Genomic DNA, 20,858 nt, shown 5'->3' with positions numbered 1-20,858 from the left:
GTGCCCGCGGCAAGCGAGTAGTCGATCACACATCACTTTATTATAAAAGCAACATGTTGAATTGTATCTTTACCCCAACATATATTTTAGAGCCAGAATTCAAGTTCAATTCAAGAGAAAAGCTACACCTTTAGCGGCGTAGCTTTTTAATATTATAATATTTTTGCTAAGAAGTCTTGTGCACGAGTCGATTGTGGATTGTCGAAAAACTGATTCGGTTCTCCTGATTCAACAAGATGTCCTTCATCTAAAAATAAGATTTTATCGGCTACCTCTCTTGCAAATCCCATCTCATGTGTGACAACTAGCATCGTCATACCCGAATGCGCGAGGTCTTTCATAACATCTAACACTTCTTTTACCATTTCAGGGTCAAGTGCTGATGTTGGTTCATCAAATAACATGAGCTCTGGCTCCATTGCAAGAGCTCTTGCTATCGCAACACGTTGTTTTTGACCACCTGATAAGCTATTGGGATAAGCACTTTCTTTATCTTGTAATCCTACTCTTTCTAATAACTCTCTTCCCTTTTGTTCTGCTTCTTGTCTAGATAAGTGCTTAACTTTCATTGGTGCATAAGTTAAATTATCTAAAACAGTTAGATGAGGGAATAAGTGAAAGTGTTGAAAAACCATGCCAATTTTAGCACGTGCTTTTGTGACATTGGTTTTAGGATCTGTCAAATCTTGATCTGCCACTCGAATGGTTCCTTTAGTCGGTTTTTCTAACAAGTTAATACAACGTAAGAATGTGGATTTACCCGATCCTGATGGGCCAATCACTGAAACAACTTCGCCTTTTTTTACTTCTGTTGAAATATCGTGTAATACTTCTGATTCTCCAAATGACTTGTGTAAATGTTCAACATTAATCACTTACATTCAACCTCCGTTCTACCCAACGACCTAATAGACTTAATACCATAACGAGCGACCAATACAAAATACCGACGAATAAAAGCGGTTCGAAGTTACGATATAAATCAGCACCAACAACTTGTGCACGTCTCATTAAATCTAAATAACCGATTGTTGATACAATCGCTGATTCTTTTGTTAATGTAATAAATTCATTCATTAAAGCCGGTAAAATGTTTTTAAGTGCTTGAGGCAAAATGATATTAATCATCATTTGACGATAAGGCACACCGAGAGCTACAGCTGCTTCTGTTTGGCCTTTATCAACCGCTAAAATACCTGCCCGAATAATTTCAGATACATAGGCAGATGAATTTAATCCGAATGCCAATATAGCGGATAAAAAAGGTGAAATATCATAAGCAAATAATTGAGGGATCGCAAAATAAATAATCATCAATTGCAAAATCAGCGGTGTCCCTCTAAACATCGATGTATAAGCATCCGCAAACCAACGTAGTGGTTTAATGCTTCCAATTTTACATAACGCTAATAATGTACCAATTACAAATCCAACTAGAATTGCAACGAGTACGAATTGTAAAGTTACCCATATTCCTTCTATCATAAAAGGAATATAAGGCACGATTTGGCTAAAGTCCAAATTCATGCCTTACACCTCATTTCTATTTCAAATTATTCTTCTTCAAATTCTTCGACTTCTTCTTCAGCTTCTTCATCTAAATCCGATAACCACTCATCTTCTAGTTCATCAATAAAACCAGATTCTAATGCTTCTTCAATGACAGCATCTACATCATCAACGAGATCACTACCTTTAGGAAAAGCAACAGCCATTCCTGGTGACACACGTGTTGGGTCATCAAAACCTTCTAAATCTTGTGATTCAATAAAGCCTGTTGCTACCGCTCTATCCAAATAAACGACATCAATACGGTTTGATAACAATTCTTGAATTAAAGCTTGCGCATCATCAAGTGCACTAATTTCAAAATCATAATCTTCTTGTAGTGCTTCAGCACCTTCTTGTTGAATGGTACCTAATTGAACACCTACTGTTGTACCTTCAATATCATCGATTTCTTCAATACCTGAATCTTGTCTTGTTATAAACATCTCTCCAGAACGGTGATACTCAACTGAGAAGTCAACATTTTCACGACGATCGTCAGTTGCTGACATACCTGATAAGACCATATCTGCTCGATCAGACTGGAGTGCACCGATCAAACCATCAAAACTCATATCACGAATTTCAAGCTCGTAACCTAGTTCATCTGCAATGTGATGAGCAAGATCAATATCAAAACCAACGATATCTCCATCTGTATTACGTGATTCAAATGGTGGAAAGTCAGCTGAAGTTGCCATAATCAATGTATCACGATCTTCAACATCTTCAGAAATCTCTTCGCCTTCATCTGCTGGTGCATCTTCTGCTTCGTTCTCCACATCTGGTAATTCATCATCTGCACCACATGCGATTAAACCAATCGAAACAAACGCTAAAATGAGTAACAAACTTAATTTTTTCATCTCTATACTCCCCTTCTTGTTATGAAACTTTCTTGTATATTTATTCATGATAATGAATTTTAACAAACTATTGTGCTTTTGGGAAGAGAAATACTCAAAAAAGTTTATTATTTTTTAGTTTCTTCAAATGCTCGCTTTATTTCACGAGACAGATCAGCATTTGTTAGAACGTCATAACCTGTCATCGCTAAGGATAAGCCACCCTTTCTTAAGGCGTCCATCCCCGATTTGGTCATCGTCTGATTGGCAAAAGTCGTCGTATGAGCGACGACTCCAGGCATATTCATACCAATGTATGGATGAATGGCAGGTGCTGCTTGACTCACATTACCCATATCAATCGAGCCTAAGCTTTTTTTAGCAGGTAAAATCGTTTCTTCTCCCAGTGCTTCTAAATTTGAGCGAAAAGCTTCTGATAATGGCTCATTCGTTCGCATATCATCATAACTCAGCTCATAATTTTCAATGGAAAGTTGAGCACCAGTCATCAGTGCAGCACCTTCTGCAATAGATTGGACTTTTGATGCCACTTCATCTAAGTACGCTCGATCTTTGGCACGAATATAAAATTGAGCGGATGCATAATCAGGAACGACATTAGCGGCTGTTCCTCCTTCATTGATAACACCATGAATTCTAACATCTGACCTTAGGTGTTCTCTTAATGCATTTATGCCATTAAACAATTGAATCACACTATCTAGTGCATTAATCCCTTGTTCAGGAGCAGCAGCTGCGTGTGCTGTTTTACCATGATAGCTATACTGGATCGCATCCATTGCTAGCGACTCACCGCTCATAGATGATTCACCTTCAGGATGTACCATCATCGCCGCATCTAATTCATCAAAAAATTGGGCATCTGACATTGGCACTTTGGCACCGTTTGTCTCTTCAGCAGGTGTTCCATAAACAATCACTTTACCTCCTGTTTTGTCTAAAACCTTACTTAAAACAACACCGGCACCAACACCCATTGTCGCAATTAAATTATGACCACAACCATGACCAACGCCAGGTAACGCATCATATTCAGACATAAAACCAATTGCTTTACCCTCTTTATTCGAATCATAAACAGCTCTAAATGCTGTAGGACGATCTACAACACCTTTCTCCACAATAAATTCATGCTTTTCTAAAAAGTCGATCAATAATTGTGATGACTTATATTCTTCCCCACCCAATTCGGGATTTTCAAAAAGTTCACGACTCATCTCTTGTAATTCTGATTCAATTTTTTCAAATTCTTCTTGAAGCTGTTTCTTCATTATGTAACCCCCTTCTTTTTATACCATCTTTTGTTCTCAGGACTCGGACACTCTTTATCTGCAAGTTTCGCTCTAAAGGCAACAAAACAGCCACAAAATCCACACGTTGTTTCGTATTGGAGATGCGGACACTTCTCACATTCATCTAATCTATTCTGATAGGTCGCCTCATCAACAAGGTTTTCCTCAAAAAGAAGCTGCTCTTCTACTAATGCATGTACTTCTTCTTTTGTGTAGTGAACGGTTTCAAGACACCCTTTACAGGTCACATCATCACCTACATTCTGATTTAATCCTTCAATTAATCATTAAAGCAATCCCATTTCCTTAATCCCATGCAGCAAACCATCATCTGCTACATCCTTAGTAACGAATGAGGCAACTTCTTTTGCTTCTGGAACACCATTGCCCATGGCAACACTGTTTTTAACAGATGTCAACATTTCAACATCATTCAACCCATCACCAAATGCATACACATGATCTTCATCAAACCCTAAGCGCTTAACTGCTTCTTGAATCCCTTTTGCCTTAGACCCACCAGATGGAAGAACATCAACAGATAGAGGATGCCAACGTACAAAATCAAATGACGGATAGTTCTGTTCATACGATTGCAATTCATCTTCAGTACAGAAAAATAACGATTGATAGAGATCACGCCCTTCATGATACAAAGGATCATAACTCGGAAATACACCAATCTTTAATGACTCAATACTTTCATTAATTGAGTTATGATTTGGAACATTTGCACGCATATCATATTCATCCATAAAAACAATTGGATGATCATTTGCAAGCCCCTCTTTTGCTAAGGCTAATAAATCTGGCTTATGTAATGCATTTTTAAAGATAACCTCCCCCTCAATCACAACGTAAGAGCCGTTGTAACTCACATAGGAATCGATGTCTAATTCTTTTCTTAAATCTTCATACATAAATGGAGCGCGTCCTGTTGCAATAGCAACAATATGCCCCGCTTCTTTCAAACGGAAAACCGCTTCCTTTGTCGTTTGTGGTAATTGTTTATGTTCATCTAATAATGTGCCATCTATATCGAAAAATATTAATGAACGAGTGGCCATTTACATCCCTTCTTTCTGTCATGATCTATTTTCTGCATTATAGCATAATTTAATTTTTCTCTCTAAGAAAATAAATAGGCCTGTTAGAAGAAGAACGATCGATTATATAGACAAAAGGAGGTGATCACACATGCCAACAGCACAACGTATTAATTCACGTTTACAATTAATTTTTTATGTCGGAACAGACGATGAAACGGGCGAGGCAATAACACAGACACGTTCATTCAACAATATCAAAACAGACGCCACAGCTAGTGATTTAATTCATGTCGCAACGATGCTTGTTTCTCTTCAGCAGCATCCGCTTCATGAGCTGCGACGAAATGATGTTGAGTTATTGACTGTTTCCTAATGTAAAAATCATTTTAAAATGGAGGTGAATAAATGAAAACACTAGAATTAAAATTTACAAATGAAGATAATCGAGTTGTTACAATTTCTTTACAAGACCCGGTTGAATCCATTGATCCTGAAACCATTCGTCAAGTCATGGATGACATGATAGAAGCGAATACATTCTTCTCTAATGGCGGAGACCTCGTTGAAAAACATAGCGCACGTATTGTTGAACGTTATGTAGAAGATATTGAATGGTAGGAATAAGGGGGCTCTTTTGCTCCCTTTTTCTATTTTTCTAAAACAAAGATCTTAAGAAAGGAGTTAGTATAATGGAAGAACATTGGATCGGTTTGTTAACAGATGTTGGATTCCCGGTGGTCGTTACCTTTTATTTACTCCACCGAATTGAAACCAAGCTTAATACATTAATTGCTTCAATCGTTGCCCTACCAGATAAGCTAAAATAAACATACCTCCATATTGTCAGAATAATCTTAATTTACATTGCTGGATTGAATCAAGAAGTCTATAATAGACGTTAAGATTATTTTGCCATTGGGGGGATCTATTCATGCCAATTAATGTACCAAAAACATTACCTGCTCGCTCTATTTTAGAAAGAGAGAATATATTTTTAATGGAAGAAAAACGTGCGACGACTCAAGACATTCGTCCACTCAATATATTAATATTGAATTTAATGCCAAATAAACAAGCAACCGAAACACAATTACTAAGACTGCTTAGTAATTCACCCCTGCAGGTGTCTGTTGATTTCATTCATACAGAAAGTTATCAACCTAAAAATGTTCCTAAAACTCACCTCGAGCAATTTTATTTAACATTTACAGATGTTAAGCACAAACGTTATGACGGCTTTATTATCACAGGTGCGCCTGTCGAACAGATGGAATTTGAAGATGTAGACTACTGGGATGAGTTAACAGAAATTATGGATTGGTCGAATCGTCATGTGACTTCCACACTTCATATTTGCTGGGGGGCTCAAGCAGCGCTTTATCATCATTACAATATTACAAAATCCGAGCGGGCTGATAAAATAAGCGGACTCTTTACACATGAATTAGTTGAGGCAACGAATAAGCTCGTTAGAGGGATTGATGATGAGTTTACCGTTCCACACTCAAGGCATACGGATGCTGATTACCAGTCCGTTGCCGATCATCCCGATTTACTCATACTCGATCATTCAGATGAGGCCGGTCCTTTTATTATTACTTCAAAAGATGAAAGGCATATTATGATTACAGGCCATATTGAATATGACGCTGATACTTTAGCCAAAGAGTATCAACGCGACCGTGATCGTGGACTAGATGTTCACATGCCGACAGATTATTTCCCGGAAAATAATTGCGATAATATCCCTAAGAATCGTTGGCGTTCAGAAGCTTATTTATTATTCTCGAATTGGCTGAATTACTTCGTTTATCAAGAGACACCATTTAAATGGTAGTCAAACAGCGCGAATATTAAACGATTTAAAAGCAATTCAAACCTTTTGACGATAGAGCTCTTATCATGTTTAAAAACCCTTATAAAACCGCTCTTTTACGCCTTTACACACACATATTCATATGCTATTTTTATAGTGGTATTTAAAGATGAGATAAAAAACATCAAAGTCAAGCTTTGATGACAAGGGAGGCAGTTAATATTTCTATTGAATTAGCTCCAAAAGGTGAAGGGTGTCGTTTAGTCGCAGCACAAGAAGCTGAAGGTGAGATTCAGTTAACCATACTAGATGAAAATTCAGGATTTGTTTATTTTCCTCTTGATCAATTAAATAAACAATCTGATTGTATTCAGCGTTATATCCATCCATTAATCCCAGATATAAAAAATGGACACTACCAGACCAAACTTGTTGATATGCAAGATGAAGAAATTTGCTGTTAATGTAATGTAAAAGGCTCGTCTCTTATAAGAGGCGAGCCTTTTTGTATCCATTTATTTTTCTGTAACGTGATACACTCTTGATTCATATGGTCGTAGTGATAGTTTAGGATCAAGTGCGTCATGTACTTGATAATTGCTCATTTTTAGATCCGTCAATTCAAATTGATCAGTTAAATCAAGTGTCGTATTCGTTCTAAACATATTCACAACAATTAAATACGTATCATTTTCAAATTGACGCGTATACGCAAACACCGTTTCATGATCTTTTTCAACAATATCATACTTTCCATAAACAAGTGTCTTCGTCTCTTTGCGAAGTGCAATCATTTGCTTATAATAATGATAAATCGAATCTGGATCATTTAAATTTTGTTCAACGTTAATATCAGGATAATTTGAATTCACCATAAGCCACGGATTACCTGTTGTAAAACCTGCTTGCGGCTCACTTGTCCACTGCATAGGAGTCCGTGAGTTATCTCGTGAATTTTTCCAAATGATTTTCATCACTTGGTCGTGTGATTTGCCTTTATTTATTTCTTTATGGTACATGTTTTTCGTCGCCACGTCATTATAATCATCAATTGAATCATAGCGAACATTCGTCATACCAATTTCTTGCCCTTGATAAATAAATGGCGTTCCTTGCATGAAGAAATACAAGGTTCCAAGCGCTTTAGCAGATGTCTTACGTAACTCTGCATCATTTCCCCAAGTTGAAACGGAACGAGGCTGATCATGGTTTTCTAAGAATAGAGCATTCCACCCTTTTCCTTCTAAACCTTTTTGCCATTTTGTTAACGCTTTTTTCAATGCATTAAGATCAATTCCACCATCTAAACTTGATCCCCATAAATCTAAGTGATCAAATTGGAAGACCATATCAAAATAGCCACCCTCTTCTCCGACCCACTCCTCGGCATCATCAACCGTCACGCCATTTGCTTCACCAACTGTCATTACATCGTAATTTTTAATCGTTTCATTCGCAAACTCAGTCAGAAACTCTCCTATACCTTCTTGATTCATATGGCCATCAAAAGACTCAACATAGTCCTCATTATTCGGGTTTGGCATATCTGGAAAACCGTCACGCTTTTTAATATGGGAAATTGCATCTACTCTAAAGCCATCAATCCCTTTATCTAACCACCAATTCACCATATCATACAAATCACGTCTCACATCTGGATTTTCCCAATTTAAATCCGGCTGTTTTTTTGAAAATACATGTAAATAATATTCACCTGTTTTTTCATCATATTGCCAAGCTGAACCGTTGAAAATTGACTCCCAATTATTCGGCTCTTTTCCATCTTTCCCTGGGTGCCAAATGTAATAATCACGATATGGATTGTCTTTTGATGAACGGGATTCAATAAACCACTCATGTTCATCTGATGTATGATTAATGACGAGGTCCATAATCAATTTCATGCCTCGATTATGTGTTTCTTCTAATAATCGATCAAAGTCTTCCATCGTCCCAAAATCAGGCATAATATCTTTGTAATCACTAATATCATAACCATTATCATCATTTGGCGACTGATAAATCGGACTCATCCAAATGACATCAATACCTAAATCTTTCAAATAATCTAACTTTTCGATAACACCATTGATATCTCCAATTCCGTCACCACTTGAGTCTTTAAAACTTCTTGGATAAACTTGATAAGCTACTGCTTCTTTCCACCATTTTTGTTTTGTCATGTTCTCATCCCCCGCTTACTTCTGTATTAAATACACTGATGCCTGGTAAGGCTCTAATTGATAGGTTTGATCACTCTGGATGATTGGCGTCGAGTCATTTGTAATCAATGGCTCTTCAGTTAGCTCAATCGATTCAGGTAATTCAAATTCAACTCGGTTGTCTGTAAAGTTACAAAGCACAACGAGCTCCTGTTCTTTATATACTCGCTTATAACAAAACAGCGATTCATGATCCTTTAATAAGTCTTCATACGTTCCCTCTACAATAATCTCGTGTTCTTTACGTAATTGTATCAGTTTTTGATAATAATAAAAGATTGAATCCGGTTGGTCTAAAACGAGATCAGCATTAATCGTTGTATAATTCGGATTGACTGGAATCCAAGGTGTACCTTCAGTAAAGCCCCCATTTTTATCATTCGACCAATGCATCGGTGTCCTTGCATTATCTCTTCCACGTTGATAGATCGCTTCCATCATTTCATTCTCTGTTAGCAATTTTCGAGACAATAAATCGTCATAGGCATTAAGTGTCTCAAGATCACGATAATCCTGAATGGAGTCAAAACGAACATTTGTCATCCCTAATTCTTCACCTTGGAAAATATATGGCGTGCCTTTTAACATGTGAAGGCATGTCGCAAGCATTTTTCCTGATTTCACGCGATAACGCTCGCGTTCATCACCAAAACGTGAAATCGCACGCGGCTGATCGTGATTGCTCCAATACAAACTATTCCACCCAACTTGATCAAGCCCTTTTTGCCATGAAGAAAAAATCTCTTTAAGTTCTGTCAATCGCCACTCTTCAGGTGAGAATTTTCCAAGCTCTCCTTCACCGAGGCCAACATGTTCAAAATGAAAGACCATGTCGAGCTCATCTCGGTCTTTTCCGGTATAGAGCTTCGCTTGTTCAACATTAGCTCCTGGCATCTCACCCACCGTAATGGTCTCATGTTTTGATAACACTTCTCGATTCATTTCTTGTAAGTAATCGTGTACTTTAGGACCATTTAAATAAAAAGGTGCACCATCACCGAAACCTGTTGCTTGAAGTTCACCATCAGGATATTCGGGATCTTTTGAAATCATATTAATAACGTCCATTCTAAAACCAGCGACGCCTTTATCTAACCAAAAGAGCATCATGTCATAAATGTCACGTCTTAATGATTCATTCTCCCAATTAAGATCAGGTTGTTTTTTACTAAACAAATGTAAATAATATTGTTCAGTTTGTTCATCATATTCCCATGTACTCCCTCCAAAGTGTGCGCCCCAATTTGTTGGCGGCTCACCATTTGGTTTAGGATCTTTCCATATATAATAATCACGATATGGATTATTTTTTGATGACTTAGATTCTATAAACCATTTATGCTCATCAGATGTATGATTCACAACAAGATCCATCATAATTTTAATGTTGAACTGATCTGCCACGTTAAGCATCTCATGAAAATCGTCCATTGTTCCAAAGTCATCCATAATAGCGTGATAATCACTTATATCATAACCATTATCATCATTTGGCGACTGATAAACCGGCGATAACCAAATGACATCAATTCCTAATCGATTAAGATAAGGCAATTTTTCTGTAATCCCTTTTATATCTCCAATACCATTTCCAGTTGTATCATTGAAACTTCTCGGATAAATTTGATAAACAACTGCATCTTTCCACCACTGTGTCACTTCTACCCCTCCATTACCTACGTTTATTTAACGACACTGAAATCTAACCTTTTCAACTTAATCCGTTGTTAGAGATGAGGTTAAGCGATTCCATTTTGCGATAAGGCGAACCATTCTTACCTTGTTTTAAAACATAATCAATACGTGCAATTATTCCCTTTTTAACAAAGTAAATTAATTTAATTAGAGCAAACGATTGCACAAACAATTTAAATTTATAATAGCACAGCTAGTATGACGTTGCAACTGTTTTCAATGCTTTTTTATTATCTTTTCTTTAGCATTAATGATTAGATATTTCACCTATTGGGTATAGTTTAGTTAAATTGAAGTTATGGAGGTAAGACATATGGACGCAACAGTTTATGATGTAATAGGGATCGGAATAGGCCCTTATAATTTAGGGTTGGCGGCTTTAGTTGATGAACAACCCGACATAAACGGACTGTTTTTCGAACAAACACCTCGATTCAAATGGCATCCTGGTATGTTAATTGAAGGAACAGATTTACAAGTCTCCTTTCTAGCAGACCTTGTCACATTTGCCAACCCTAAAAGTCATTACACATATTTAAATTATTTACATGAGACCAATCGATTGTATCCCTTTTTCTTTTATCATCAATTTGAAATTCCAAGAAAAGAATACGACCGATATGCCAGCTGGGTAAGTCATCAGCTTGATCACTGTTATTTCGGCGCGCGTGTAGTTGATGTCATGTATGATGAGGAAATCTATCATATAACTGTCAAATATAACGATGATTCTACCTATACATATAAAGCCAATCATGTTGTGATGGGGACAGGACATAAACCGAACACTATCATTGATCTAGAAGATATTCCTGTTGAAGATGTTCATCATTCGAGTCAATATCTTTTTCATAAGGACAAGACGGTTAAAGCCAAATCAATTACACTTGTCGGTTCTGGTCAAAGTGCTTCAGAAATTTTCTTAGACTTACTTCAGGAACAAAAAAATCACTCATTCTCGATTCATTGGTACACGAGGAGTCCAGGGCATTTTCAACTTGACCAGTCTAAGTTAGGACAAGAAATTTTCTCGCCAGACTATGTCGACTATTTTCATCAACTTGATTATAAAACCCGCCTTGATGCACTTGATGAGTTAAAGCCTTTACGAAATGGTGTACAGCAAGCGACATTACATGCGATTTATCATGAACTCTACCACCTAAGTATTGATGGGCAATTAGATACTATTCATATTCAACCTTTAACTTCTTTAGAAAATGTAGAAAAAAACGAGAGTGATTACACTGTGACATATAATCACTGGCAAAAAGATGAGACGATTAAAGATCAAACAGAAAAAATCATTTTAGCAACTGGATACAAACCGAACATACCTGATTGGTTTAATAAACGAATTAAACCCCTTATCCAGTATGAGTCCGACCGTCATTACAAAGTCGCAAAAGATCATCAATTACTTTTTAAAAACGGGGATCATTCCCACTTTTTCACCCAGACTGACCTCGTTCACTCCCACGGTAGTAGTGCAACAAACCTTGGATTAACAGTTGATCGTAACGTTCAGATTATTAACACGATCACAAATGAGCAGCGATACAAACGTCAAACTGGTGGTATATTCACACAATTTCAATGAAAAAAGGAGCGGGTTAACTAAAACCTGCTCCTTTTTACAAATAATTAATCACGTAATATCTTGTTTAATGAGTTCGTCTTTATCAAAAATACGCTCGAAAATGATCCCCATGATATAGAAGAAAACTAAACCGAAGCCAACATGAACAATTGTGTACCCCCAGCCAAATGAGGCAATTTCATAGAGAACAATTGGCAGCTTCGCAATGGTCCAAACTCCAAAGAAAAAAACAACGTATCGAATATTGGAGCCTTTTTTAAGCAACATAATCGCAATTGGAAAAGCAATATACAATGGACCGGCTGCTAATCCACCCAACAATAACGTAATAAATATACCCGTGAACTTGGAATCATCACCCATGTACTTCATTAACATCTCTTTATCAATCCATTGATCCATTAAACCCACTAACATTAGAATGGGTGGCAGGAGAGCCATCATGTCTACTAAGCTATCCCAAGTTAAAAAAACTGCATCTTGAGCTGTTTCTTGATTAAATAGATAAATAAAACCTAAAACTAAAAGTAATCCGATCAATGCTCTAAACCGTTTAAGTATCGCCATTAAAAAATCACCCACACAATCATTGCAAATAATACAGACATCAAGACCGCTGATCCGTTACGCATGTAAGCAAAACGACGTCCAAACAATTTTATCTCCATTGGTAAACTTGCAAAACCAACCGCTACAAGCGCCGCCATTAACGCTGAAACTTGTGGTAAGCCAGCCCCGTTTTGCACTAAAGTCTCTCCTAACGGAAACACAACAAAGCTTGGTAATAATGCAACAGATCCTATAACCGTTGATACCACAACACCAAGTGCACCTGATTGATCACCAATAAAAGATGAAATAAACTCAGGTGTTAAAATCGATAACGATAACCCGACAAACAATAGAATTGCCATGAGCTCCGGTAATAACTTACTAAACATGTTCCACGCTTTTTTGGCTGCGCGTTTTGTTTTCTCGCGATCAGTGAAAAACGATATGATCGATAACACTCCAATAACGGAGTAAAGAAAAAATGCTATATTCATGTAATCGTCCCTTCTAAATAATTATATACCCCTAACAGTATAATGAAGTGGCTTTTAGAATGTCAAATCATTCACCCATGCTCCTAATAAAAAAAGCGCCAAAATAGACGAGCTATCTTGGCACTTCATTTTATGAGTTAAGCATTTTTCTTCATTTGTTTACTTCTTAATTGACCACAAGCTGCATCAATATCAGAACCCTGCTCGACACGAACACCACAATTAATACCTTGGTTGAGTAATGTTTCATAAAAAGTTAAAATCGCTTGTTTTTCACTTCGATCATATTGATTATGTTCTTCTACTGGGTTATAAGGTATTAAATTCACGTATGATAAATGGCGCTTATCTTTTAATAATTTAGCTAATTGAATCGCTTCTTCTTTATGATCATTCACATCTTTTAATAGGATATACTCAAATGTAATCCGACGATTTGTTTTCTCTAAATAATAATCAACTGCATCCATTAATTTTTTAATCGGAAATGCTTTATTGATTTTCATAATGCGTGTTCTGAGTTCATCATTTGGTGCATGAATTGAAATAGCCAAATTCACTTGCATATCTTCATCGGCAAATTCTTTAATTTTATGAGCCAGACCACTTGTCGACACGGTAATATGACGTGCCCCAATTGATAAACCTTCTTGATGGTTAACAATTCTTAAGAAATCCATCGTGTGATCATAATTATCGAATGGCTCTCCAATTCCCATCACAACAATATGACTAACGCGTTCATCTTTTTGAACTTCATCCAAATGATGTTGGACTTTCATAATTTGTTCGACGATCTCGCCACTCGTTAAATCGCGATCTTTCGTTAATAAACCACTCGCACAGAATGTACAGCCAATATTACATCCCACCTGAGTTGTCACACAGACCGATAAGCCGTAAGAAAACCGCATGAGGACCGTTTCAATTAAATTGCCATCAGAGAGCTTAAATAGAAATTTAATTGTTCCATCTTCTGATTCTTGTTTAATCTCTTCTGTTAAACTTCCTATTGTAAAGTGTTCTTTCAATCGTTCTCTTGTTTCTTTATTTAAATTCGTCATCTCATCAAATGTTTTGACACGCTTTACATATAACCAATCCCAAACTTGCGTTGCTCTAAATTTTTTATCATTCTGAGAGACAAACCAATCTGACAACTGTTTCTTCGTTAATCCATAGATGGACTTTTTCTCTTCCATTAAAAATACTCCTCACTTGAAATTCATCGTTTGTACTGTTACCATAGTAACTGCTGTTGAATACTTAAGCAACAAATATAGCTAAAAAGTTCGTCTAATCTAAAAAAGTCAGAATTTTTTAAAGAAAAATTATTATTTTGATGAAATAGGGTTGCAATTAACAATTTCGCTTGTTATAATGAACTTAGCTATTTTGTTCGACAAAACACTTCAAGTAACTAGCAACGTGAAAGGTTTCGTTTTGAATGCTTGAGCAAGAATAGTAATACATTGTGTGGAAAATGTCCACACTAGGAGGAAAAGTAATATGGCACAAGGTACAGTAAAATGGTTTAACGCAGACAAAGGTTTTGGATTTATCGAAGTTGAAGGACAAGACGATGTATTCGTACACTTCTCAGCTATCCAAGGCGAAGGCTTTAAAACACTTGAAGAAGGTCAAGCAGTAACTTTCGATATCGAAGAAGGTAACCGTGGACCACAAGCAGCAAACGTTGAAAAAAACTAATAAAAGCTGATTATATTTAAAGAGAACGAGTTTTACTCGTTCTCTTTTTTACGTTTAAATATATTGTCGGCAATGATCGCAATAAGCACTCCCCTGTTTTGAATACACTTTCGATCCACATGTAGAGCAAATCACGACCTTTTCAGAACGATGATTTTGAAAGTTTTGATTTTGCCCCAGTCCTCTCCCTAATTGATTCAACACAATTAATGTGTATTTAAAAAACAACCACAGAGCGAATCCCGCAATCAAAAAGATCACACCGGCAACAAAAGGCATATACAATCCCCCCTACTATTAAGTAAATTAAGAATTTGAAGACGATTGATTTGAAGCAACCGTGCTAGCTGTTAATGCAGCAATAACAGCTATTTGTTGTGCTTGGACAAGTTGTCTGGATAATCGTAACACTTCATAATTCAAGTTAGACCCCTCTGACTGTTCATTTAAAAATAACTGGATAGCAAATGACTTTGATAAAGACTTTTGCTTACGCCATTCAATTCGCTCGTTTAACGCATTAATTCTATTTTCAATTTCATTGATCACATCCTGATCATGTCTAGATAAAGACAGTAAAGCAAGTGATGGGTACAACTCTGGTTTAACCTTCCATCCTCTTTCTTTCATCATTTGAAATAATTTAACCACATCTGAGGTCGAAACACGATCACCGCTTAACGCTAACAACTGACTTGTCCAAAATGTTTCGATACTCATCTTGAACCCTTGTTCCAATAATGTTTGGTAATGATTTTCCACCTCTTCTAAAATCGCCTCAACGGAATTGTCATTTCGCGCTAAGAGAAGGACATACGGATAAATGGATCGATCGACTAATATGGGATGCTCTTTTTTATGTTTTTGATAAAGTTCGAGCGCTTTATCAATTTGTGCATTTATTTCCGCCTCGTCTTCATCTAATAACAACAGTGCTGTAAAATAAGTTGATGTTTCTTTTTTAAATGCTGAATGAACCAATGAGTGATACGCTGAAAATAGTTGATCCACTTTTTGAATCGGATCATCATAGTTAGCGATTAATTGTGTCGTTAATATATAACGTTGAACACGTTGTAGTGTTGTAAAGAACCCTGCTCTCTTTTTTATCTTTTGACTGACTTGTTCAAATTGGTTAATATCCACTTTTTTATGTGCAAGTGCGTAACTAAAGGCCATCGTAAGAATCGTTTGACGATCAATGAACCGCCATTTCAAATGATTATATAGTTTCTTCATATTTGTATGATATAAATTAATTTCTGGATAGTTAACTGACATAATGAACCTTTCCTCTCTGTCTAAATCTTTTATTACAATTGGAATTCCCTTTGGTTACTCACTTTAATCATAAATATGATAAACTATTATAAGCACCTCAAAAAGGAGTTAAACAATCATGAGCCAACCGAAACTATTATTTTTAGACATTGACGGAACGATTTTAACACCTGATCACACAATTCAAGATTCAACAATAGAGGCAATCGAAAAAGTAAAAGCAAAAGGAATTGACGTCTTCTTAGCAACTGGACGTCCTTTACTTGAATTAAAAGATGTAAAAAATCAGTTAAACATACATTCAGCAATCGGATACAACGGGGCTTATGCCATTTATCAAGGAGAAGAAATTTACCAGGCTTTTATTCCTGAATCACTAGTCAATCACTATGTATCCTTAGCTAAAAAGCTAGACCATGAACTCGTATTATATACAAAGGATAAAAATTTGTTTACCAGTACAGAACCTGATCATGTAAACAAGTTCATTCAACACTTTCAAATTACCCATAATGATACATATAATCCAGATTATGCAAATGAGATATTAGGTATCACACTTTTAAATGTTCAAAAAGACGAGATCATTCATTACAAAACTCAACATTCAATCTTTTTCTCACAAGTTAATGTAGAAGGTCTTATGAACAATTATGATGTGATTCAAGCTAGTGTTAACAAAGGAAAGGCAATCGAATTTGTCCTTGATCGACTAGGGTTTACAGCTGAAGAGGCAATTGCATTTGGTGATGGTTTGAATGACCGCGAAATGCTATCAACAGTTAAATACGGATTTGCTATGGGCAATGCACACCCTGACTTATTTGACTTTGCCAATTATACAACGACTAGTGTTCAAAACGATGGCATTTATAACGGATTGAAAAAATTAAACGTGATCGACTAAGATAGGAGAATATAAATGATTGATTTAATTGCAACAGATTTAGATGGAACCTTACTTCAAACAAATGGAGACATTTCAGATGGCAACCGTGAAGCCATTCAATATGCACAATCAAAAGGTATCGAGGTAGTTGTAGCGACTGGACGATCTTTTGAGTCGGCTAAGCGCCCTCTTGACCGCGCCGGTCTAAATTGTCCGATTATTTGTCTAAACGGTGCGAATTCATATAATAAAGAAGGTGAGCAAGTACTCACCATCGACATGAATAAAGATTTAATTCAAGCCATTATTCAAACCGTTGAGAAAGAAAACGCCTATTTAGAATTGTATACCAATCATGGCATTTACTCGAAAGATTTAACGGACTTTAAAGATGTACTTATCAATATGTTATTGTCTAACCACCCAGAAGTAAGCCGAGAAGAGGTTGAAAAAAGAGCAAATCAACGCTTCCAAGAAGAGACGTTTATTTTTACAGAAGATCTTTCAAGTATATTAATGGATGAGCGTGTTCATATTTATAAAGCATTAGCCTTCTCAATTGAAGCAGATGCACTTGAACGTATTCGAAGATCATTAGACGGATCAGATGGACTGAAAATGACCTCTTCAGGCGTTGATAATATAGAGTTTAATCATCCAGAAGCGCAAAAAGGCATTACATTAAAAAAATGGATCCAACCAAAATCGATTGACCCGAAGAATGTGTTAGCTATTGGGGATAATTATAACGACTTGTCTATGCTTGAATGGGTAGGCTATAGTATCGCCATGGACAACGCTGACTTAGCCATCAAACAAAAGTGTTTCGACACAACCGCTTCAAATGATGAAGACGGAGTAAAACAAGCGATTTACAAATATATCAACAATTAGAAACCCATATTCAGATACACGCCCTATCGCATTGATTATAAAAACATATCTTACTAGTAAGAACCAGTCAAAGGTGGTGACGAGATATGTATGGTTGTCAAAAACCTTATTCAGGAGCCGGTACTAGTTTTACTTTAATTGTTGTTCTATTTATTTTATTGGTCATTGTAGGCGCATCTTTTTATGCATAAACAAATACCAAAAAGTAATTAATTTGTGAAAGTATTTGTCATTAACAGCCAATTGAAACCACCCTTAGCACTAAATTAAGATAAGAATGTCGCTTTTCATGTATAAATTTGATAAAATACGCCTGTATGTATTTAACATGAAAGGGGACTTTAAATGTACTCTGTATTAATTGTTGATGATTCTTCTTTCATGCGTAAATGGTTGATGTCGATTGTGGCTAAAGGTGGTTATATCATTTCTGGCGAAGCAAAGAACGGTTATGAAGCCATATTGCAATATCGTAAATTAAAGCCTGACCTCGTCCTTTTAGATATTCATATGCCTGAGCTTGCTGGAAATGAGGTTCTTAAACGGATTATGGCGATTGATCCGGATGCTAGCATTATTATGTGTTCAGCTATTGGATCTAGTTTTATTGTTGAGGAATGTTTATCTTTAGGAGCCAAAGACTTTGTACGCAAACCTAATTTTGGTGGTTTACTTGATAAGATGAATCAAATTATCCAAATGAAAAACCCTGATCATTAATCAGGGTTTTAATATTGCCATTTAGCCTAAATAAGCTTCTAGCATCCACATATGTTTTTCGACTTCTGTCTTATAACCGATGAACATGTCTTCTGTAATGTCATCTTCAGCCTCACCTGCTAATTCGATCCCTTTAGCTAAGTCCTCAGCAAGCGTACCGAAATCTTCTAGTACACTTTTTACCATATCGACTTGTTTAACATCTTTAGTGTACGGCACCTCTTTAACAGAAGAATTATCAAGAAATTCTTGTAACGTTGAGAATGGCTCGCCACCGATTGTTAGTAATCGTTCAGCAAATTCATCAAAATGCTCATTAACTTCATCATATAGTTCTTCAAATTTTTCGTGAAGTGTGAAGAAATTAGGCCCTTTCACAAACCAATGATGTTGATGCAATTTTGTAAATAATACCCCGTGTGTTGCGACTAATTTGTTTAAATGATCTTGTAATGCTGTTGATTCTGCCATAAGTAAATACCTCCATGTTTTTATGAATATTTTAGTTCTGTTGGTAATCTTCCCGATTAAAAATATGTTAAACCTAAAATCGTTACTTTATATTAATTATCAATAAGATACCCAACATCCCTTCGAATTATTTATAATAATTATAATATAATATATATTATTAATCAAGTGTTTTTACATATTTGTTTTTTAGTTATATTTCGACTAAAATATATACGAGCTGCTACTAAACGATACATTAATCTAGGAGTGATGCATCATGACACAACCAATCATTAAACTCAAGAATATTTCTTATAAGTTAGAGAATACACTTATTTTAAATAATATATCTGGAGCCATAGATACTGGTACGATGACGAGTTTCATTGGCCCCTCAGGATCTGGTAAGTCCACTCTTTTCAGGCTGTTAAACGGACTTAAAACAGCAAATTCAGGTCATATTTATATTCAAAACAAATCTATTGATACATTTGATCCGATTGAATTAAGGCAACTTGTTGGTATCGTTTTACAAGAAGCAATCATGATTAAAGGCACCGTCTATGATAACTTATCGATACCTACTCAATTAAAAGATGAGACCTTATCAGAAGAAAAAGCAAAGGAATTATTAACACTCGTCAACTTAGACCCATCAATACTTATGCAAGATGCACGCACTTTATCAGGTGGTCAAAAGCAAAAGGTGTCGATTGCTCGAACGTTGGTCAATCAACCCACCATTTTGTTATTAGATGAAATTACGTCATCTCTTGACCCCGTCTCACAAAAAGCGATCGAGTCACTCGTAAAAGATCTTCACTCAAGACTCGGTCTGACCATTCTTTGGATTACACACTCGATCGAACAAGCAAAAGAGGTTAGCGAATCAATATGGATTATGAAAGATGGACAAGTCATCGAAAAATCAACCAGTCATGAACTAGAGCAAACGACGAATCAAGATGTCTTATCATTTATTAAAGGAGAAAATCAATGACGATTCAAACCTTAACACTTACATTGTTATTCGTAATCATTCCATTAGCACTAGCTTATGGACTTAAACTTAATATCGAAAAGGATATACTCATAGCAACGATTCGATCGATTATTCAACTGTTTATCGTTGGTTATGTGCTGCAATATGTCTTTAATGCTGATCATCTTTTGTTCACATGGTTAATGGTGGCGCTTATTATTACAGCAGCCACACACAACGCACGAAAAAAAGGACACAAAATCAAAGGAATGACATGGAAACTCGTCTTAACCTATATAACAGTAGAAACCCTAACTCAAGGAATTTTGTTAGGGTTCAATATCACCCCGATGACACCGCAATATATTATTCCGATCAGTGGAATGGTCATTGGTAATGCGATGGTTCTCTCTATTTTATTTTTAAATCGCTTCACTGACGAAGTCGATAATCAATTCTCACAGATTGAGCTGATTTTATCATTAGGGGGGACACCAAAACAAGCGATTCATAGACAGCTAATGACATCGATTAAAGCAAGTACCATACCGACAATTGAAAATCAAAAAACAATTGGTCTTGTTCAATTACCTGGTATGATGAGCGGTCAAATTATTGCAGGGGCTGATCCGATTCAAGCCGTTCAGTTCCAATTGCTGATTGTCTTTTTACTTATGACAACAGCCGTTTTAACGAGTGTCATGATCGGATTTCTAGTTTACCCAACTCTTTTCAACGAAAAGATGCAATTAATTACAAAAGATCTCTAGTCGCATAAGCAACTAGAGATCTTTT

At 36.2% G+C, this 20,858-nt stretch carries 27 protein-coding genes; 13 read left to right on the top strand and 14 right to left on the bottom strand.

Going from position 1 to position 20,858, the window contains the following annotated elements:
* Positions 1-152 precede the first annotated feature (152 nt).
* The 6 genes from BLR62_RS09150 to BLR62_RS09125 all read right to left on the bottom strand — a co-directional run bounded on the left by BLR62_RS09150 (position 153) and on the right by BLR62_RS09125 (position 4,773).
* Positions 153-875: an amino acid ABC transporter ATP-binding protein gene (locus BLR62_RS09150; protein WP_090796089.1), complete on the bottom strand. Its 723-nt coding sequence runs from the start codon at positions 873-875 to the stop codon at positions 153-155.
* Positions 868-1,527, bottom strand: a complete 660-nt coding sequence (locus BLR62_RS09145) for an amino acid ABC transporter permease (protein ID WP_090796087.1) — start codon at positions 1,525-1,527, stop codon at positions 868-870. Before BLR62_RS09145 ends, BLR62_RS09150 begins: the two co-directional genes overlap by 8 nt.
* Before the next feature lie 26 nt (positions 1,528-1,553).
* Complete coding sequence (locus tag BLR62_RS09140) at positions 1,554-2,414, bottom strand: ABC transporter substrate-binding protein (protein ID WP_090796085.1); 861 nt, start codon at positions 2,412-2,414, stop codon at positions 1,554-1,556.
* A 107-nt stretch (positions 2,415-2,521) separates the two neighbouring features.
* Positions 2,522-3,685: a M20 family metallopeptidase gene (locus BLR62_RS09135; RefSeq protein WP_090796083.1), complete on the bottom strand. Its 1,164-nt coding sequence runs from the start codon at positions 3,683-3,685 to the stop codon at positions 2,522-2,524.
* Entirely contained in the window at positions 3,685-3,954 is a 270-nt protein-coding gene (locus tag BLR62_RS09130) for a DUF6171 family protein (protein ID WP_090796081.1), read from the bottom strand. The genes BLR62_RS09135 and BLR62_RS09130 overlap by 1 nt, the downstream gene beginning before the upstream one ends.
* A gap of 39 nt (positions 3,955-3,993) precedes the next feature.
* Positions 3,994-4,773 carry a Cof-type HAD-IIB family hydrolase gene (locus BLR62_RS09125; protein WP_090796079.1) on the bottom strand — a complete coding sequence of 260 codons (780 nt, stop codon included), beginning with the start codon at positions 4,771-4,773 and terminating at the stop codon, positions 3,994-3,996.
* A 130-nt stretch (positions 4,774-4,903) separates the two neighbouring features.
* Between BLR62_RS09125 and BLR62_RS09120 the strand changes: the two genes are divergently transcribed.
* The 5 genes from BLR62_RS09120 (at position 4,904) to BLR62_RS09100 (ending at position 7,035) form a co-directional block, all read left to right on the top strand.
* The gene (locus BLR62_RS09120; RefSeq protein ID WP_090796077.1) at positions 4,904-5,128 is read left to right on the top strand and encodes a DUF1659 domain-containing protein; all 225 of its coding nucleotides are present in this window, start codon (positions 4,904-4,906) and stop codon (positions 5,126-5,128) included.
* Between the two features lie 32 nt (positions 5,129-5,160).
* A complete protein-coding gene (locus tag BLR62_RS09115; RefSeq protein WP_090796074.1) occupies positions 5,161-5,373 on the top strand; it encodes a DUF2922 domain-containing protein in 213 nt (70 codons plus the stop codon).
* A 71-nt stretch (positions 5,374-5,444) separates the two neighbouring features.
* Positions 5,445-5,582 (top strand): YvrJ family protein, encoded by a 138-nt coding sequence (locus tag BLR62_RS09110; protein WP_090796073.1) that lies wholly within the window; start codon positions 5,445-5,447, stop codon positions 5,580-5,582.
* Positions 5,583-5,686: 104 nt separating this feature from the next.
* Complete coding sequence (gene metA, locus BLR62_RS09105) at positions 5,687-6,592, top strand: homoserine O-acetyltransferase MetA (RefSeq protein WP_090796071.1); 906 nt, start codon at positions 5,687-5,689, stop codon at positions 6,590-6,592.
* A gap of 179 nt (positions 6,593-6,771) precedes the next feature.
* Positions 6,772-7,035 carry a hypothetical protein gene (locus BLR62_RS09100; protein WP_090796069.1) on the top strand — a complete coding sequence of 88 codons (264 nt, stop codon included), beginning with the start codon at positions 6,772-6,774 and terminating at the stop codon, positions 7,033-7,035.
* Positions 7,036-7,086: 51 nt separating this feature from the next.
* Here the strand turns inward: BLR62_RS09100 and BLR62_RS09095 are convergent, their stop codons facing one another.
* On the bottom strand, positions 7,087-8,754 hold the full coding sequence (locus BLR62_RS09095; protein ID WP_090796067.1) for a glycoside hydrolase family 13 protein: 1,668 nt from the start codon (positions 8,752-8,754) through the stop codon (positions 7,087-7,089).
* Between the two features lie 15 nt (positions 8,755-8,769).
* Positions 8,770-10,452, bottom strand: coding sequence for a glycoside hydrolase family 13 protein (locus BLR62_RS09090; RefSeq protein WP_090796065.1), 1,683 nt, complete (start codon positions 10,450-10,452; stop codon positions 8,770-8,772).
* 349 nt (positions 10,453-10,801) lie between these two features.
* On the opposite strand from BLR62_RS09090, the gene BLR62_RS09085 reads away from it, so the two are divergent.
* Positions 10,802-12,088 carry a lysine N(6)-hydroxylase/L-ornithine N(5)-oxygenase family protein gene (locus tag BLR62_RS09085; RefSeq protein WP_090796062.1) on the top strand — a complete coding sequence of 429 codons (1,287 nt, stop codon included), beginning with the start codon at positions 10,802-10,804 and terminating at the stop codon, positions 12,086-12,088.
* 48 nt (positions 12,089-12,136) lie between these two features.
* On the opposite strand, the gene BLR62_RS09080 is transcribed toward BLR62_RS09085, so the two are convergent.
* The 3 genes from BLR62_RS09080 to rlmN form a co-directional block, all read right to left on the bottom strand.
* Positions 12,137-12,655, bottom strand: a complete 519-nt coding sequence (locus BLR62_RS09080; protein WP_090796059.1) for a permease — start codon at positions 12,653-12,655, stop codon at positions 12,137-12,139.
* Complete coding sequence (locus tag BLR62_RS09075) at positions 12,655-13,134, bottom strand: hypothetical protein (protein ID WP_090796058.1); 480 nt, start codon at positions 13,132-13,134, stop codon at positions 12,655-12,657. The genes BLR62_RS09080 and BLR62_RS09075 overlap by 1 nt, the downstream gene beginning before the upstream one ends.
* Positions 13,135-13,271: 137 nt before the next feature.
* Complete coding sequence (rlmN, locus tag BLR62_RS09070; RefSeq protein WP_090796055.1) at positions 13,272-14,336, bottom strand: dual-specificity RNA methyltransferase RlmN; 1,065 nt, start codon at positions 14,334-14,336, stop codon at positions 13,272-13,274.
* 307 nt (positions 14,337-14,643) lie between these two features.
* On the opposite strand from rlmN, the gene BLR62_RS09065 reads away from it, so the two are divergent.
* Positions 14,644-14,844: a cold-shock protein gene (locus tag BLR62_RS09065; RefSeq protein ID WP_090796054.1), complete on the top strand. Its 201-nt coding sequence runs from the start codon at positions 14,644-14,646 to the stop codon at positions 14,842-14,844.
* 54 nt (positions 14,845-14,898) lie between these two features.
* Here the strand turns inward: BLR62_RS09065 and BLR62_RS09060 are convergent, their stop codons facing one another.
* The gene (locus BLR62_RS09060; protein WP_090796051.1) at positions 14,899-15,123 is read right to left on the bottom strand and encodes a hypothetical protein; all 225 of its coding nucleotides are present in this window, start codon (positions 15,121-15,123) and stop codon (positions 14,899-14,901) included.
* A 27-nt stretch (positions 15,124-15,150) separates the two neighbouring features.
* Positions 15,151-16,125, bottom strand: a complete 975-nt coding sequence (locus BLR62_RS09055; protein WP_090796050.1) for a DUF4003 family protein — start codon at positions 16,123-16,125, stop codon at positions 15,151-15,153.
* Between the two features lie 118 nt (positions 16,126-16,243).
* Here BLR62_RS09055 and BLR62_RS09050 point away from each other — a divergent pair, with 118 nt between their 5' ends.
* The 4 genes from BLR62_RS09050 to BLR62_RS09035 all read left to right on the top strand — a co-directional run bounded on the left by BLR62_RS09050 (position 16,244) and on the right by BLR62_RS09035 (position 18,628).
* Positions 16,244-17,032, top strand: coding sequence for a Cof-type HAD-IIB family hydrolase (locus BLR62_RS09050; protein WP_090796047.1), 789 nt, complete (start codon positions 16,244-16,246; stop codon positions 17,030-17,032).
* 15 nt (positions 17,033-17,047) lie between these two features.
* Complete coding sequence (locus tag BLR62_RS09045) at positions 17,048-17,908, top strand: Cof-type HAD-IIB family hydrolase (protein ID WP_090796046.1); 861 nt, start codon at positions 17,048-17,050, stop codon at positions 17,906-17,908.
* Positions 17,909-17,994: 86 nt separating this feature from the next.
* Positions 17,995-18,099 (top strand): YjcZ family sporulation protein, encoded by a 105-nt coding sequence (locus tag BLR62_RS09040; RefSeq protein WP_090796043.1) that lies wholly within the window; start codon positions 17,995-17,997, stop codon positions 18,097-18,099.
* Between the two features lie 154 nt (positions 18,100-18,253).
* Entirely contained in the window at positions 18,254-18,628 is a 375-nt protein-coding gene (locus BLR62_RS09035; protein WP_090796042.1) for a response regulator, read from the top strand.
* A 21-nt stretch (positions 18,629-18,649) separates the two neighbouring features.
* Here the strand turns inward: BLR62_RS09035 and BLR62_RS09030 are convergent, their stop codons facing one another.
* The gene (locus BLR62_RS09030; protein WP_090796039.1) at positions 18,650-19,099 is read right to left on the bottom strand and encodes a Dps family protein; all 450 of its coding nucleotides are present in this window, start codon (positions 19,097-19,099) and stop codon (positions 18,650-18,652) included.
* A 259-nt stretch (positions 19,100-19,358) separates the two neighbouring features.
* Between BLR62_RS09030 and BLR62_RS09025 the strand changes: the two genes are divergently transcribed.
* A complete protein-coding gene (locus BLR62_RS09025; protein ID WP_090796038.1) occupies positions 19,359-20,081 on the top strand; it encodes an ABC transporter ATP-binding protein in 723 nt (240 codons plus the stop codon).
* Entirely contained in the window at positions 20,078-20,833 is a 756-nt protein-coding gene (locus tag BLR62_RS09020; RefSeq protein ID WP_090796035.1) for an ABC transporter permease, read from the top strand. The genes BLR62_RS09025 and BLR62_RS09020 overlap by 4 nt, the downstream gene beginning before the upstream one ends.
* The last annotated feature ends 25 nt before the right edge of the window (positions 20,834-20,858 follow it).

Source organism: Pelagirhabdus alkalitolerans (assembly GCF_900096905.1).
Lineage (GTDB): Bacteria > Bacillota > Bacilli > Bacillales > Amphibacillaceae > Pelagirhabdus > Pelagirhabdus alkalitolerans.
Note: the sequence above shows the minus strand (reverse complement) of the source record. Positions and strands in the feature narration are given on the sequence as shown.